This is a genomic window from Sphingopyxis sp. BSNA05 (assembly GCF_013265645.1).
In the GTDB taxonomy this organism is placed as follows: Bacteria; Pseudomonadota; Alphaproteobacteria; order Sphingomonadales; family Sphingomonadaceae; genus Parasphingorhabdus.
On sequence record NZ_PYIA01000104.1, the window covers coordinates 1 to 15,819 of the forward strand.

General features: G+C 56.9%; 12 protein-coding genes and 4 pseudogenes. 13 read left to right on the top strand and 3 right to left on the bottom strand.

The genetic code is table 11. The annotated features are described in order from the left end of the window. The coding region (locus C8024_RS12300) for a hypothetical protein (RefSeq protein ID WP_173205619.1) at positions 1 to 271 on the bottom strand (271 nt) is incomplete at its 3' end. A gap of 507 nt (positions 272 to 778) precedes the next feature. Here C8024_RS12300 and C8024_RS12305 point away from each other — a divergent pair. The 13 genes and pseudogenes from C8024_RS12305 to cobA all read left to right on the top strand — a co-directional run bounded on the left by C8024_RS12305 (position 779) and on the right by cobA (position 14,596). Then, positions 779 to 1,358: pseudogene (locus C8024_RS12305) on the top strand (ANTAR domain-containing response regulator). Further along, positions 1,355 to 2,596 (top strand): CmpA/NrtA family ABC transporter substrate-binding protein, encoded by a 1,242-nt coding sequence (locus C8024_RS12310; RefSeq protein ID WP_367947313.1) that lies wholly within the window; start codon positions 1,355 to 1,357, stop codon positions 2,594 to 2,596. Before C8024_RS12305 ends, C8024_RS12310 begins: the two are co-directional and overlap by 4 nt. A 399-nt stretch (positions 2,597 to 2,995) precedes the next feature. Continuing rightward, positions 2,996 to 4,233 (top strand): annotated as a pseudogene (locus tag C8024_RS12315) (CmpA/NrtA family ABC transporter substrate-binding protein). Positions 4,234 to 4,261: 28 nt separating this feature from the next. Beyond that, positions 4,262 to 4,774 carry a hypothetical protein gene (locus tag C8024_RS21730; protein ID WP_254305858.1) on the top strand — a complete coding sequence of 171 codons (513 nt, stop codon included), beginning with the start codon at positions 4,262 to 4,264 and terminating at the stop codon, positions 4,772 to 4,774. Beyond that, complete coding sequence (locus tag C8024_RS21735) at positions 4,705 to 5,328, top strand: ABC transporter permease (RefSeq protein WP_254305859.1); 624 nt, start codon at positions 4,705 to 4,707, stop codon at positions 5,326 to 5,328. The genes C8024_RS21730 and C8024_RS21735 overlap by 70 nt, the downstream gene beginning before the upstream one ends. 10 nt (positions 5,329 to 5,338) lie before the next feature. After that, positions 5,339 to 5,500: a hypothetical protein gene (locus C8024_RS21740; protein ID WP_254305860.1), complete on the top strand. Its 162-nt coding sequence runs from the start codon at positions 5,339 to 5,341 to the stop codon at positions 5,498 to 5,500. Next, the gene (locus C8024_RS12325; protein ID WP_254305861.1) at positions 5,497 to 7,065 is read left to right on the top strand and encodes an ABC transporter ATP-binding protein; all 1,569 of its coding nucleotides are present in this window, start codon (positions 5,497 to 5,499) and stop codon (positions 7,063 to 7,065) included. The genes C8024_RS21740 and C8024_RS12325 overlap by 4 nt, the downstream gene beginning before the upstream one ends. 94 nt (positions 7,066 to 7,159) lie before the next feature. Further along, positions 7,160 to 7,462, top strand: a complete 303-nt coding sequence (locus C8024_RS21745; RefSeq protein ID WP_254305862.1) for a hypothetical protein — start codon at positions 7,160 to 7,162, stop codon at positions 7,460 to 7,462. 68 nt (positions 7,463 to 7,530) lie between these two features. Next, positions 7,531 to 8,343 carry a hypothetical protein gene (locus tag C8024_RS12330; RefSeq protein ID WP_367947323.1) on the top strand — a complete coding sequence of 271 codons (813 nt, stop codon included), beginning with the start codon at positions 7,531 to 7,533 and terminating at the stop codon, positions 8,341 to 8,343. A 99-nt stretch (positions 8,344 to 8,442) separates the two neighbouring features. Continuing rightward, positions 8,443 to 10,865 (top strand): annotated as a pseudogene (nirB, locus tag C8024_RS12335) (nitrite reductase large subunit NirB). Continuing rightward, positions 10,865 to 11,206, top strand: coding sequence for a nitrite reductase small subunit NirD (nirD, locus tag C8024_RS12340; RefSeq protein WP_173205622.1), 342 nt, complete (start codon positions 10,865 to 10,867; stop codon positions 11,204 to 11,206). Before nirB ends, nirD begins: the two are co-directional and overlap by 1 nt. After that, positions 11,203 to 13,796 (top strand): annotated as a pseudogene (locus C8024_RS12345) (molybdopterin-dependent oxidoreductase). The gene nirD and the pseudogene C8024_RS12345 overlap by 4 nt, the downstream one beginning before the upstream one ends. Beyond that, positions 13,793 to 14,596, top strand: coding sequence for a uroporphyrinogen-III C-methyltransferase (gene cobA, locus C8024_RS12350; protein ID WP_173205625.1), 804 nt, complete (start codon positions 13,793 to 13,795; stop codon positions 14,594 to 14,596). The pseudogene C8024_RS12345 and the gene cobA overlap by 4 nt, the downstream one beginning before the upstream one ends. Positions 14,597 to 14,818: 222 nt before the next feature. On the opposite strand, the gene C8024_RS12355 is transcribed toward cobA, so the two are convergent. Beyond that, positions 14,819 to 15,025, bottom strand: coding sequence for a hypothetical protein (locus tag C8024_RS12355; protein ID WP_173205629.1), 207 nt, complete (start codon positions 15,023 to 15,025; stop codon positions 14,819 to 14,821). A gap of 574 nt (positions 15,026 to 15,599) precedes the next feature. Next, positions 15,600 to 15,758, bottom strand: a complete 159-nt coding sequence (locus C8024_RS12360) for a hypothetical protein (RefSeq protein ID WP_173205632.1) — start codon at positions 15,756 to 15,758, stop codon at positions 15,600 to 15,602. Between the last annotated feature and the right edge of the window lie 61 nt (positions 15,759 to 15,819).

The window sequence follows — 15,819 nt, forward strand, 5'->3', positions numbered from 1 at the left end:
GGGCAATCGGCGCGTCAGGATTGCGCACGATGATGCGGTCGAAATCAGGCGTGCCGGGAAAGGCCGTGATCCCGTCTGCCAAATCGCCTTCACAAATGGCCTCACCTGCGACAATTGTGCATTCTGGATCAATGCCGGGGCTAACCTGCTGGGCCTGCGCCATACCTGATCCAAACACCAGCGTTGTTCCTAGCGCCGCCGCAGCCGAGCTAAGCTTTAGTGCTTTGCGATAGTTTTCCGTCCGATTGATCCGGTGTGCACGATCCAGCATCCGTCTTTCTCCAACTTGTGGGCTCGCGAAAAACGATCCCTCAAAATAGAAGGCGCAGAAACGCTCTCGAAGAGCTCAAAAATTCTCAAAAATTTGGCCACGAGCAAGTAGGAGGAAACTGCCGAGCGGATGCCAGTTAGAACTGAGACCTTTCGGCACGGCGCATGTCGACTGTCGCAAGATATAATTCAAACAAAAGCAGACGGTCAGCTTCCGGCCCGTTACGAGCCTTTTGTTCTGTCCGATTTATTGGCAGGTTTCAGCTAACCGATATCTCGCGCTAAACGACAGCAATTGAGGAGAATGCCGCCTGCCAGCTTTTATTTCCATCTTATCAGGTCGAACGCCAGAACCTAGGTGATAAGCGGTCTGTCTGGTTTATTTGAACCGACCAGGAAAAGTAGCCGCTTCGATTGGTGTCTCAATGAAAGATTTATCGTTCATGTTGCACCTGCGAACAGAAAGGCGTTAGACTGGCTAAAGTCACTTCCGCAACCGGAGTCGCAATTGCGTATTGCTGTTATCGATGAAAACCCCGTTCGCGCGGCCATAATTGAAGACGGGCTTGCCGAAGTGGGTGAGCGCGATGTTTTGTGATTTCCGAGCGCTCGGGGATGCGCGCGCGATTGAAACGATAGACCCGGATGTCATCCTGATCGACCTCGGCAATCCATCCCGGGATATGCTCGAGGAATATTTTGCCGTCAGCCGTGCGGTTTCCCGCCCGATTGCCATGTTTGTCGAGCAATCGGATGAAGATACGATTGCCGCAGCCATTGATGCAGGGGTTTCTGCCTATATTGTCGATGGGCTTTCACAGCGCCGTATGAAGCCCATACTCGATTTGGCCGTAAGACGGTTTCAGGCCTTTTCTCGCTTGCAAGCGGAGCTGAAAGAAGCGCGCGATGCGCTGTCCGATCGGACAATTATCGACAATGCCAAGAAAATATTGATCGAGAAGCGGAAGATCAGTGAACCGGAAGCGCACAAGCTGCTCCGCGATCACGCCATGAACAGCAACAAACGCATGGCGGAGGTCGCCGAGGCCATCGTCACGGCCGAGACACTATTGGGAGGCGGGCTGTGAGCATCGACCAAATGAATATCGGGTTTCTGCCGCTGGTCGATGCGGCTTTGCCGATTTTGGCCCAGGAACATGGCTTTGCCGAAGAACAGGGACTGCATCTGAACTTCATTCGGGATGTCAGTTGGGCATCGGTACTGGACAGGCTGCTTTATGGCCATACAGACGCCGCACATTTGCTCGCACCGCTTGCTATTGCCACGACGCTCGGCCGGGGGCGACCGGCCAAGGCGCTGGCGGTTCCGTTCGTCCTGAGCCTGAACGGTAATGCGATTACAATGTCCCACGCGCTGGCCGACAAGGTAGCGCCAGCCGGCATGCTGGGTGACCCGGTCTCCGTCGGTGAAAAGCTGAAGAGCGAAGTTGCAAAACGTGCGGCCGCAGGATGTCGCATACGATTTGGTGTTGTTCACCGCTATTCCGGTCACAATTACAAGCTGCGCTATTGGCTGGCACAATGCGGTATCGCGCCGGACACCGATGTTGATATCGTAACCATCGCGCCACCGTTCGCCGCCGATGCTCTGGCCAATGACGAGGTAGACGGAATATGTGTCGGCGAGCCATGGAACAGCGTTGCTGTGGAGCGCGGCGTAGGTCGTATCGTTCTGGTCACGGCGCAAATCTGGAGGCGTGGCGTTGAAAAGGTGCTGGCCATGCCGGCCGAAAAGCTTGAGGATGACCGGGACAAGATTGAACGTCTGGTGCGGGCGCTGCATTTTGCCGCCAGACATTTTGTTGATCCGGCAAATTGGGATACCAATGCCGAGATACTTGCCCGCAAGAATTATCTTGATGGCTCGGCGAAGCTGATAAACCGGGCGATATCGGATCAGATCATGCTGACCGCGGGCGCGCAGCCGCTCGATGTGCCCGATTTCATGTTCCAGTACCGGGAGGCTGCGAATTTTCCGTGGAAAAGTCAGGCGGCATGGCTCTATTCTCAAATGCTGCGCTGGGATCATCTAACCTATAATGCGGAGGATCAGTTGCGCGCCGAGGAGGTTTTCCGGCCCAATGTCTATCGTGCGGCGTTGAAGGGACTGGACACCCCGATACCTGGTGCCAATGCCAAACTGGAAGGCAGCGTAACCGGTAGCATGCCGGTCGGTTCGACTCAGGGCCGGTTGACATTGGGCGCCAATCCGTTTTTGACGGTCGTGTTTTTGATCCGATGGAAGTCGGAAACTACTTGGATTCATTGCCAAAACTTTAGATTTTGCTGCAACGCAATATTTTGACTTGCCTTTTTAGACTTGCTGATGTTATTTGATTCGGGTCGGGAAGATCCCCGGCAGCATATTTACCGGTTTGTCCAATGGCGGGCAAACGCATGGTAGAACGAACTACAATCGAATAGGCAATGTCGCCGCCCAAGCCAGTCTGAAGGACTGTCGCTTGAGGCGGTTTTTTGTGTGTTTTTCGTTCTGCCCTTGCGTTGCCCGGCAATGAAAAAGGGATTGAGCAATGAATTCGAACCGCCGCAACTTTCTTCTCCTGGCTGTCTGTGCAGTGTCTTTGTCCGCTTGTGGAAGCGGAGGCGACAGTTCTTCCAACAGCAGCGAGACAGTGAAGCCAGCCCGCGTGGATGGCGCGATTGAAAAGCCGGTTTGAAACTCGGGTTTATCAAGCTGACCGATATGGCGCCGCTTGCCATTGCCAAGGAAAAGGGATTTTTCGCCGAAGAAGGTCTGAACGTCACCCTCGAACCGCAGGCAAACTGGAAGGTGCTGCTCGACGGTGTCATCGGTGGCCAGCTCGATGGCGCGCATATGCTCGCCGGGCAACCGCTCGCCGCGACGATCGGCTATGGCACCAAGGCAGAGCTCATTGCTCCGCTTTCACTCGACCTCAATGGCAATGCGATCACCCTGTCGAACAAGGTCTGGGCCCAGATCGAACCGGGTCTCGAGAAAGATGCAGACGGGAAGCCCGTCCATCCGATCAGCGCATCGGTTCTGAAACCCGTCATTGCGAGTTACAAATCGCAGGGCAAGCAATTCAAGATGGGTATGGTTTTCCGGTTTCCACGCATAATTATGAACTGCGCTACTGGCTGGCAGCGGGCGGTATCGAGCCCGGCTATTATACGCCCGGCGATGTTGGCGGTACGGTTGGTGCGCAGGCGGCTTTGTCCGTCACACCCCCGCCGCAGATGCCCGCCACGATGGAGGCTGGCACGATCGACGGCTATTGCGTGGGCGAGCCGTGGAACCAGGCAGCGGTACAAAAGAAAATCGGCGTTCCGGTGATTACCGATGACGAAATCTGGAAGAAGAACCCGGAGAAAGTCCTCGGTCTGCGCAAGGATTTTGCCGAGAAATATCCTGCAACAACCGCCGCTATACTGCGCGCGATCATCAAGGCACAGCAATGGCTGGACGTCGATGGTGGCAAGAATCGCGTGGAAGCGGTGAAAATTCTGGCACGACCCAATTATGTGGGGGCGGACGAGGCTGTGATCGGAGCCTCGATGACCGGCGAATTCACGTTTCAAGCGGGCGACACACGGCCGGCGCCAGACTTCAACATCTTCTTCAACGATTATGCCGGCTACCCCTTCTATTCCGATGCAATCTGGTATCTTACCCAGATGCGGCGCTGGGGACAGATTTCCGAAGACCAGACGGATCAATGGTATCTCGACACCGCGAAGGCGGTCTATCGGCCCGACCTTTATCTTACCGCTGCGAAAAAGCTGGCAGACGAAGGGATCATACCCGCCGACAGCATACCGGAATCCGACGGTTTCAAGGGTGAACAATCGGGTTTCATCGATGGCATTACCTATGATGGCCGGGCTCCCAATGCCTATCTCGCGAAATTCCCCATCGGTCTGAAAGCTGGTCAGAAAGTGACCAATTCCGGCGTCAACTAAGACTCTGATGAACAAAGGAACCAAAGACATGGCAACCGTTGCTGCGAACCCAACAGAAAGCGATACTGCTGTTGAAGATATGGCGAAGCCAAGGCCGCTCAATGATGCTGCCCGGGCGGAACCCGCTGCGCCGGTTGCCGCGAGCGCCGGCGTGTCGAACCGAAGCCTGGTCAATCCAAAACTTCTGGTCGCCTCGCTGAAAAACCTCGCTGCGCCGATCATTGGCATTCTGGCTTTTCTGGCTTTGTGGGCGGTTCTCGCACCGCAGGTCGATACCTCGCTCGGCAGTCTGCCGGGACCGGTAGAAGTATCGGCTCAGGGCGTGGCGCTTTTTGATGAATGGGCCGCTGTTCAGGAGCAGAAAGCAGAATTTTATGCTGCCCAGGACGCCAGCAACGCGGCGGCACTTGCCAATGGCGGCGAAACACGGAATTTTGAATATAGCGGGCCACCGACATTCCTGGACCAGATATGGACCTCGTTGACGACGGTTGCCCTGGGATTTTCCTGGCCACAATATTTGCCGTGCCGCTTGGTCTGATCTGCGGTCTTTCTAAAACATTCAATGCCGCGATCAATCCGATCGTGCAGATCATGAAACCGGTCAGCCCCCTGGCGTGGCTTCCCATCGTCACCATGGTGATTTCGGCAACCATGACGGATCCCGACCCGACCCTGCCGAAAAGTTTCGTTATTTCCGCAATCGTCGTGATGCTCTGCTCGCTGTGGTCGACGCTGATCAATACTGCAATCGGCGCCGCCTCGATCGACAAGGATTTGCTCAACGTCGGCAAAGTCCTGCGTCTCGGCTGGTTCGCCAAGCTGACCCGCCTCGTCTTGCCATCTGCCCTCCCCTATATTTTCACCGGTATGCGCCTGTCTCTGGGCGTGGGCTGGATGGTTCTGATCGCGGCGGAAATGCTCGCGCAAAACCCCGGACTTGGCAAATTTGTCTGGGATGAATTCCAGAACGGATCGAGCCAGTCACTCGCCCGCATCATGTTCGCTGTCATCGTGATCGGCCTCATCGGCTTCCTGCTCGACCGGATCATGATGCTGCTGCAAAATTTCGCCAGCCGCAATCGCACGGTTTGAGGAGGATATTATGACCAATAGTCTTCCCATCCTGTCCCTGAACAACGTCAGCAAGTCCTTTGTGGACGGGTCAGGAACCCGGACCGATGTGCTCGACAACATCAACCTTGATGTCGCCGAGGGAGAATTTATCGCCATTCTCGTTTTTCCGGTGCCGGCAAAACCACATTGATCAATTGCATCGCCGGTCTGACCGATGCCGATAGCGGCGCAGTGCTGGTCAAGGGAGAGCCATGCAAAGGCCCGGGCAAGGACCGAGGCCTCGTCTTCCAGAGCTATTCGCTTTTCCCATGGCTGAGCGTTGAAGCCAATGTCGCACTGGCGGTTGATGCAGTGCATCAGAACAAGTCCAGGGAAGAACGCGCGGCGTTGGTGCGTCAGAAGATCGAACTGGTCGGTCTCGACCACGCGATGGATCGCAAGCCGGCGCAGCTGTCGGGAGGCATGCGCCAGCGCGTCGCGGTTGCGCGCGCCCTTGCGATGGAGCCTGAGATCCTGCTGATGGACGAGCCTTTGTCGGCGCTCGATGCGTTAACGCGGGCCAAATTGCAGGACGAGATCGAGCGCATCCGCAAACATGAAAAGCGGACGATTGTTCTGGTAACCAACGATGTCGACGAAGCGCTGCTGCTTGCCGACCGTGTGGCGATCCTGACCCCGGCGCCATCTGCCACGATCGGCAAGATTTTCGACGTGAATATCGAGCGGCCCCGTGAACGCGAGGCGATGAATGAAAGCGCCGCCTATAAAACGTTGCGGAACGAGATTGTTGGCTATCTGGACATATTGAGCAGCGATCAGAAAGCCGTTGCATCGGAATCGACCAGCCTCCCGGATATCACGCCGCTCGACCTTTCAGGGGTACAGGAAGGCAAGGATGCGGATCTGCCGCAAGCGTATATTGATGCGGCACAGAGCCCGTTAACATCACGCTATCTCGAGTTTTTCAAGCTCAAGAAAATTTATCCGACGCCCAAAGGGCCGCTGACCGTTGTCGAAGATGTGAACATCCTGATGGACAAGGGCGAGTTTATTTCGCTGATCGGCCACTCCGGCTGCGGCAAGTCGACCGTGCTCACAATGGCTGCCGGGCTGAACGAGATTAGCGATGGCGGAATCATATTGGACGGACGGGAAATCGATGTTGCCGGACCCGACAAGGCAGTTGTATTTCAGGCACCCTCGCTGATGCCCTGGTTGACAGCCAGACAGAATGTCGCACTCGGCGTGGAACGGGTTTATCCGCACAGCACGCGTTCGGAACGCAAGGACATCATCGAATATTATCTGGATCGCGTTGGTCTTGGCGATGCCATGGACAAAACCGCGGCCGACATGTCGAACGGCATGCGGCAGAGGGTTGGCATAGCGCGCGCATTCGCCCTGTCTCCCAAATTGCTGTTGCTTGATGAGCCATTTGGCATGCTCGACAGCCTCACCCGCTGGGATCTCCAGGATGTCTTGATCGAGGTCTGGAACCGCACGAAAGTCACCGCCATCATGGTCACCCATGACGTGGACGAGGCGATATTGCTCGCCGACCGGGTGGTGATGATGACCAATGGCCCACGGGCCACCATCGGCAAGATTCTCGACGTCGATCTGCCACGGCCGCGCGACCGGAAGGCGCTGCTCGAGCATCCGAAATTTTACGCTTACCGGCAGGAAGTTCTGCAGTTCCTCGCCGAATATGAACATGGAAATCCGAACAAGAGCACGCAGCGAGAAGCGGCCTGAACCGAGAGGATGCCCGACACAAGAGACAATCTTAAACGGGGGAAAAATGAAGAAAAGACATATAGTTTCGATAGCATTATTATCAGGCGCCGCGGTGGCGACACCTTCCTTTGCCCTGGCCAAGACCGGCGATCCGGTGGTGGTTGCCGAAGGCTTGACTCTCGACCCGATTTTCGACGCCCGGCTTGCTTACGAACATGTTGATCAGCCGGTAACCAGCGCCGACTCCCTGACACTGCGGACGCGGGCGGGTCTGGAACTGGCCAGTGATATCGGGCTTTCATTTCTCGTCGAGAGTGAAGCGACCCTGGGCATAATAAATGACTATAATGACACAAATGCAGGCAATGGCGTCGAACCCTTTTCCGTCATCGCGACCCGGAAAATATCGAACTGAACCGCATTCAGCTGAAGTTCGCCAAGAAGGAAAAGGGCAGCCTTACCGTCGGGCGCCAGAGAATCAACATTGATGACCAGCGTTTCGTGGGCAGCGTCGGCTGGCGGCAGAATGAACAGACTTTTGACGCCGTCAGTGCATCGGTCACGGCGCTGAAACCTCTGATGCTGGAAGCCAATTATGCCATTTCCCAGCGCACGATATTTGGCGCGGACGCCGGAACGCGCGAAGCTTTTGACGGAGACCTGATATTTCTGGGCGCAGGGATAAAAGCCGGGCCGGTCAATCTGAAGGGCTTTGCCTATCTGCTCGATTTTGACGCCGGCCAGCCGGTTTCGCTGAATTCCTCCGCAACCTACGGCCTGCGTGCAACCGCCAAGCTTCCGGTTTCCGAAGGTTTTACACTAAATCTCGCGGGCAGCTATGCTGTGCAAAAAGACTATAAAGCCAATCCCGGCAATTATTCGGTCGACTATATCGCCGGTTCGGTCGGCACGTCCTTTTCCGGCTTTGGCCTGACGCTGGGTTACGAAAGCCTGGGTGCCGATCGCGCAGGAAACCGGTTCCAGACCCCGCTTGCCACATTGCACAAGTTCAACGGCTGGGCGGATGTCTTTCTCAGCACGCCACCGGCGGGCCTCGAAGATAAATATGTCAGCATCAGCAAGAAGGTCAATTTGCTCGGCGGCATCACCGCGAGCGCAGCCTATCATGATTTTCGGAGCGATGTCGGCAGCATCAAATACGGCACAGAATTTGATGCGGCGCTCAATTTCAAGGTGAGCATTTTCAGCGTCGGTCTCAAATACGCCGACTACGACGCCGCCAACTATGGCGTCGATACCGAGAAATTCTGGCTGCGGCTGGGATATAGTTTTTAACGACTGGAATTATTCAATGAACGCACCGGTTATAACAGACGTTAAGCAGGAAAAACTTCCCGGCATGGCCGCGAGCGGCTTGTTGTCATCGGCAATGGCATGGCCGGCTGCCGCGCCGTGGAGGAAATTCTTGCCCGCAACGCTGACCGCTATGCTATCACCATTTTCGGTGCCGAACCCCGGGTCAATTATGACCGGATCATGCTGTCTCCCGTTCTGGCCGGCGACAAGAGCTTCGAAGACATCATCATCAATGATCAAAGCTGGTATGATGACAATGGCATAGAATTGGTCAGCGGCGATGCGGTCATTGCTATCAAACGCGAGGCGAAGGAGGTGGTCAGTGCCTCTGGCCGGGTGACGCCTTATGATCGGCTGCTGATTGCCACAGGATCCGATCCGTTCATCATTCCGGTACCGGGACACAAGCTGCCGGGCGTATCACCTTTCGCGACCTCGATGATGTCGACAAGATGCTGACAGCGGCAGAGACCGGCGGCAATGCCGTCGTGATCGGCGGCGGTCTTCTGGGGTTGGAAGCGGCGCACGGTCTCTCCCTGCGCGGGATGAAGGTCACCGTCTTGCATTTGATGCCGACCCTGATGGAGCGGCAGCTGGATGAAGCGGCAGGCTTTCTGTTGCGAAGCGAGCTGGAACGGCGTGGGCAAACGATCATTACGCAGGCCGATACCGCCGAAATAATGGGTGATAGCCATGTCACCGGCGTAAAGCTCAAGGACGGAACCGAAATCAACGCGGACCTTGTCGTCATGGCCGTCGGGATCAAGCCATCGATCAATCTCGCCAAACTGGCGGAACTGGCAGTCGAGCGCGGCATAATCGTGGACGACGATATGGTAACCAGCGATCCGGCGATATTGGCGGTCGGGGAATGCGTGCAGCATCGCGGCGCCTGCTACGGGTTGGTCGCGCCGCTTTGGGAAATGTGCCGTGCCCTGGCCGATTTCATGACCAGCGAACCTTCCGGATATGCCGGTTCGGTTACCGCGACCAAGCTGAAAGTGTCCGGGATCAACCTGTTCTCTGCCGGCGATTTTTCTGGCGGCGACGACACCGAAGACATTGTCATGCGCGACGCGTCCCGCGGAGTGTACAAACGAGTGGTGGTGAAGGGAGACCGGTTGATCGGAGCCGTGCTGTACGGAGACACGGCAGACGGCAGCTGGTATTTCGATCTTCTGAAACGGCAGGAAGACATATCCGATATCCGCGAAGCGCTTATTTTCGGCCAGGCTTTTGCTTCGGGAGGGGCCACGCTGGACCCTGACAGCGCCGTTGCAGCATTGTCCCTCGACGCAGAAGTCTGCGGCTGCAACGGCGTAACCAAGGGACAGGTGGTCGCGTGCATCGATGGTGGAGCCAATGACCTCGATAGCGTCCGGGCCGGTTGCAAGGCCTCCGCCAGTTGCGGTTCCTGTACCGGCCTGGTCGAAAGTCTACTCAGCCTTTCGCTGGGTGACGATTATGGCGGCGCGCGAACGGTTACACCAATGTGCAAATGCACCAGTTTCACGCACGAAGATGTGCGGCGCAATATCCTCGACAAAGAGCTGAAATCCATACCGCAGGTGATGCAGGAACTCCACTGGACCACGCCAGATGGCTGCGCTTCCTGTCGTCCGGCGCTCAATTATTATCTGCTATGTGCCTGGCCCACGGAGCATGAGGAAGATCCGCAAAGCCGGTTCGTTAACGAACGGATGCATGCCAATATTCAGAAAGACGGCACTTACTCGGTCGTCCCCAGAATGTGGGGCGGGATTACCACCCCGAACGAGTTGCGCGCGATTGCCGATGCCGCCGACAAGTATGAAGCGCGGCTGGTGAAGGTCACCGGCGGCCAAAGGCTGGATATTTTCGGTATCAAGAAAGAAGACCTGCCGGCAATCTGGGCCGATCTCAATGCTGCCGGCATGGTTTCCGGCCATGCTTATGGCAAGGCGCTGCGCACGGTCAAAACCTGTGTCGGTAGCGAATGGTGCCGCTTCGGCACGCAGGACTCGTCCGGTCTCGGGATCAAGGCCGAACAGATGACCTGGGGCAGCTGGATGCCGCATAAATTCAAGATCGCCGTATCGGGCTGTCCGCGCAATTGTGCAGAGGCATCGATCAAGGATCTCGGAATCATCTGTGTCGACAGTGGCTATGAACTGAGCGTTGGCGGTAATGGCGGGATCCATCTGCGCGGCACCGACTTCCTCTGCAAGGTCGAAACCGAAGAGCAGGCGCTCGAATATATTGCCGCATTCATCCAGCTTTACCGCGAGGAAGCGCGCTATCTAGACCGCACGGCACCGTGGGTTGAAAGGGTCGGTATGGACTATATCAAGAGCCGCATTGTCGAAGACGAGACCGGCCGCAAGGAATTGCAGAAACGTTTTCTGTTCGCCCAGTCGGTGCATCAGAAAGACCCCTGGGCGGAACGCGTCGCCGGGGCTGAAGGTCACCTGCACAAGCATATCGCCGAAATCCGTCCCTTTGCCGTGCTGGAGCCTGCGTGATGGTAGATGCAAAATGGATCGATATCGGCCCGGTCGAACAACTGCCTGCCATGGGCGCGCGGACGCTGCCGGTACAAGGCGGCCAGGAGATAGCGATATTCCGCACCGCTACGGGCAGCATTCATGCTCTGGCGAACAAATGCCCGCACAAGGCCGGGCCGCTGAGTCAGGGGATCGTTCACGACACCAGCGTAACCTGTCCTCTGCATAACTGGCGCATTTCCTTGCTGACGGGCGAGGCATTGGGCGAGGACAAGGGGTGCGTGCCGGTGATCCCGGTTAAAATTGATGCGGGCCGGATTTATATCGAACGCGCTCCCGCACTCGCCGGGGCCGTGTGACTCCGGTTCGCACCACTTGCCCCTATTGCGGCGTCGGTTGCGGCATCAAAGCCGAAATCACCGGTGACCGCGATGTGATCATCGCGGGTGACGAGGAGCATCCAGCGAATCTCGGCCGGCTTTGTTCCAAGGGAACGCATTTGGCGGAAACGGTCAATCTTGAAGGACGGCTGCTCCGTCCGGAAATAGACGGTGAGCCGGCGGAGTGGGACAAGGCGCTCGATCTGGTGGCCAATCGCTTTGCCGAGACAATCCGCGAGCATGGCCCGGACAGCGTCGCGTTCTACGTCTCCGGCCAGTTGCTGACCGAGGATTATTATGTCGCAAACAAGCTGATGAAAGGCTTTATCGGCAGCGCCAATATCGACACCAACAGCCGTCTCTGCATGGCTAGTGCGGTTGCCGCCCATGTTCGGGCCTTTGGCGAAGATGTCGTGCCTTGCAGCTATGATGATCTGGAAAATGCCGATCTTATCCTGCTGGTCGGATCGAACACCGCCTGGTGCCATCCGGTGATCTGGCAGCGTATCGAAAAGGCCCGGAGCGAACGCGGAACGAAACTGGTGGTGATTGATCCGCGCCGCACCGAAACTGCTGAATGCGCTGATCTCCATTTGCCGATCGCCCTCGACGGCGATGTCGCCCTGTTCAACTTGTTGCTCGCCGAGTTGATGACAAGAGGATTGCTGGACGAAGATTATTTGCGCGATCATGTGGCAACACCGACGGGGTTCTGGAACGGGTTGACCGGCGATCTAGCTTCCGCGGGTATCGATGCCGAATTGCTCAATCAGCTTGCCGATCTGGTCGCCGCCCATCCGAAAATGATCACCCTGTTCAGCCAGGGCGCAAATCAATCCGTCGGCGGCACCGACAAGGGCAATGCCATTATCAATCTGCATCTTGCGACTGGCAGGATTGGCAAGCCCGGCATGGGGCCATTTTCGATCACCGGCCAGCCCAACGCCATGGGCGGGCGCGAGGTCGGCGGGCTTTCGTCGATGCTCGCCGCACATATGGGCTTCTCAGATCCAGAATGCGACGCCGCGCAGTCCTTCTGGAAAAGCCCCACCATTGCCCGCAAACCGGGGCGCAAAGCGGTCGACATGTTCCGCGATGTGCATGATGGAAAATCAAGGCGATCTGGGTGATGGCGACCAATCCGGCTGTCTCGATGCCGGATGCGGATTACGTCCGCGAGGCATTAAACCGTTGCGATTTTGTCGTAGTGTCCGATGTCATCGCCAAAACCGATACGACCGCTTATGCCGATGTGAAACTGCCAGCACTTGCCTGGGGCGAGAAAGACGGCACCGTTACCAACAGCGAGCGGGTCATCAGTCGTCAGCGGCCTCTGTTTGGGCCACCGGGAGAGGCGAAGGCCGATTGGTGGATAGTACAGGAGGTCGCTCGCCGCATGGGATTTGGCGACGCATTTTCCTTCGACGGCCCGGCTGCTGTCTTCCGTGAGTATGCCGAACAAACGGGATTTCGGAACGACGGCCAGCGCAAGCTGAACATAGCTGAATGGGCTGGCACCAGCGATAGCGAATATGACGACTGGATGCCGAAAGCCTGGGGTGGTGCATCACCTTTCGCGGAGGGGAAATTCACCTCTTCTGATGGCAAGGCAAGGCTGGTTGCTGTTGCTCCTTCTGCTCCGGCGCCGGTTGATCGTTCATTTCCGCTCCGTCTCAATACAGGCCGCTATCGGGATCAATGGCACACAATGACCCGAACGGGTCTCAGTCCGCGCTTGTCACAACATCGCCGTGAAGCGCTGGTCGAAATTCACCCGCATGATGCGAGGGAGCGCGCTATTGACGATGGTACCCTGGCGCAGATCATGACGCCGCACGGCAATAGCATCTTTCGCGTGCAGATTACGGACGCACAACGCAAAGGCGAAATGTTCGTCCCGATGCACTGGACCGATCAGATGAGCGGCGGTGGCCGTGCCAACCGATTGCCCGATCAAACGGTCGACCCAGTATCGGGCCAACCCGCGTATAAAAACAGCCCGTGCAATATCGAAGCGGTCGGAGCGGAATGGCGAGCCTTTCTGGTCAGCAGCAAGCGACCGGCATTGCCCGCCCTGCTGTATTGGACGAGTGCCAGGATCGCGGGTGGGTGGCTTACCGAAATGGCGGGCGCGGGCAATATTGACGTGGATGGACTGCTGCCCGTTGGCGACCGTCTCGAGGCCATCGACATGAAACGCGGGATGCGACGGATTGCCGTGCGCGATAGCGAAGGCAGGCTGGCGGCCGCGCTTTTCCTGACGCGCAACGGTCAACTTCCATCACGGGATTGGATTGCGGCACAATTGGTCAGCGATGCACCGGCGGATGCACCGTCCTTGCTCGCAGCACGCCCGAAAGTCGCCGGACCGGACAAGGGCGCGATCCTGTGCGTCTGTTTCAATGTCGGCGTTAAACAGATTATCGGCGCCATTGGCGAGCAATCGCTCACCAATCTGGAAGATGTTGGCCGCGCACTAAACGCAGGGACAAATTGCGGAAGTTGCCGACCCGCACTCGCCAAATTGCTGGCGGAAACACTGGAACCGAAATTGGAGGCCGCAGAATGAGTGATACTGTCATCCCGCCCGGAACTATATGGCTGGTCGGAGCAGGCCCCGGCGATCCGGACCTGCTGACCCGCAAGGCCGAGAAGCTGATCCGCGCCGCCAGCATCATCTTTTATGACGCCCTTGTTGGTAAAGGCGTGCTGGAACTTGCACCGCCCTCCGCGCGGCTTGTTCCGGTCGGCAAGCGATCCGGCCGCCATTCCAAAGACCAGCGCAGCATTAACGACATGCTGGTTGACGCTGCATTGGCGGGGGAACGCGTGGTCCGTCTAAAAGGTGGCGATGTGGGGATTTTTGGTCGCGCTGCAGAGGAAATGGACGCGCTGGCCACACATGGCATTGCCTGTCATATTTGTCCGGGCATAACGGCCGCATCCGCGGCGGCTGCAAGCGCCGGAATATCACTCACCTTGCGCGATCTCGCCCGCAAGCTGGTATTTGTGACCGCTCACGCGAGAGCCGGCGAGAAGCTCGATCTCGACTGGCAGGCGCTCGCAGACCCCAAAGCAACGCTCGCAATCTATATGGGCAAAGCGGCTGCGGCCACCATTTCACGCCAGCTTGTCGGCGCCGGCTTGCCCGCAGACACCCCTGTCCTTCTAATAGAAAACGCCAGCCTGCCCGAAGAGCGCCAATTCAGCACACGCCTTGATCTGTTGGCACTTTCAGCGAAATCTGTCCTGGGACCAGGTCCCGCCCTGATGCTGATCGGCGAAGCGGTAAGGCAGCGGCGAACAGCAAGCGATTTGAATTTCTCATATACGCGGCCAACACCGACCCGAGAGCCGTTCTGTCATTGACTGCTCTGCGGCGATCAAATTTGGTCATGGATCGTCCGCAATCGGGGCTGACGCAGAAGTTCGTGAAACGGGAGTTACAACGTCTGCTTTGTCGGTATTGCAGATGAAATGCGGACAATCCGCAGCCGGCCCAATTGCAGCCGGGCTGAAATACGCTTCAATTCAAGACGCTGTTGGCCTTGTTCCATCTGTCCGAAAATTGCGCAATTGCTGCTTCCCCATTCAAGGTGCAGGCGGCAATAATAACCCGTCATAATGGAAATACTTCATCACGCGATAGGTGTCCTCAAGTGGCAACTCTTGAATATAACGCTGATCAGGGGCACTCTTCGCGTGCCCTATCACTTCATGCTTGTAATTCTCCGGCAGACCATATTCGGCGCGCCCCAGCAATGTTTTGAAAGCACCGCGGAAGCCATAGAAGGTCACCTCTTGGCGAACGCCTCGGTTAGAAGGGATGCGAGCTGTTGAGGGATCACCGTGCGGTTAAACGCACGAATCAGGCTACCGTTTGACCAGGCCGCGCGCCGGGAGCCCATAATATATATTTTGGGCTCGGCGTTTGGCTGGGCCAGCCCTATCTTGCCGACGATCTCTATCTCTTCGATGGCAACACCGTATATATCATACCCTCGCAGAATATGGTCATTCTGAGAATGGGCGATGCCCCCACCAAGCCGATGGAATGGGATAACAGCTTGCTTCCCGATCTGCTGCTGAACGCCTTGAAAGAGTAACTTCGCTGACCGGCCCGTCAGGAATATCGACGGTCAATGACCCTGCTCTCCTGTAGAGTGAATTGCACTAGATTAAAGGCCGATGGCGCTTCGTCGCAACAGATTCTGGCTGCCCCTTCCCCGCCGCATTCAGACGGAAGCAACCGGCCGTTCCGTCACAGGGTGGTGCGGTCGTTGGCTTCTGCGCCAAAGATTAAGCTGGTTCACCAACGATAAACGAATATATGGTACCGGACATCATGGTGAAGCCTGCAGAAAATGCGCCGTCAAATGATGCCGAACAGCATTTGCGACTGGTCGAACGGAGATTGGCCCGGAGCGAGGCTGCGCGTGCCGAGGCAGAGCAGCTTCTGGAGACAAAAAGCCGTTCGTTGACTCTCGCGCAGGAACAGCTGCGCCAGAAAGAGGTCGAGCTTCTCGAACATGTTAACCGGCAGACATTATCGCATGTCAGCGCCCAAAATCTGGCCAATGTTGCAACTTTTT

Bases quoted from the DNA above. Each gene is read 5' to 3' on its own strand.
- C8024_RS21730 (WP_254305858.1), top strand. From the start codon at position 4,262: ATGGCAACCGTTGCTGCGAACCCAACAGAAAGCGATACTGCTGTTGAA.
- C8024_RS21735 (WP_254305859.1), top strand. From the start codon at position 4,705: ATGGACCTCGTTGACGACGGTTGCCCTGGGATTTTCCTGGCCACAATA.
- C8024_RS21740 (WP_254305860.1), top strand. From the start codon at position 5,339: ATGACCAATAGTCTTCCCATCCTGTCCCTGAACAACGTCAGCAAGTCC.
- nirD (WP_173205622.1), top strand. From the start codon at position 10,865: ATGGTAGATGCAAAATGGATCGATATCGGCCCGGTCGAACAACTGCCT.
- cobA (WP_173205625.1), top strand. From the start codon at position 13,793: ATGAGTGATACTGTCATCCCGCCCGGAACTATATGGCTGGTCGGAGCA.
- C8024_RS12360 (WP_173205632.1), bottom strand. From the start codon at position 15,758: ATGTTCGAGAAGCTCGACCTCTTTCTGGCGCAGCTGTTCCTGCGCGAG.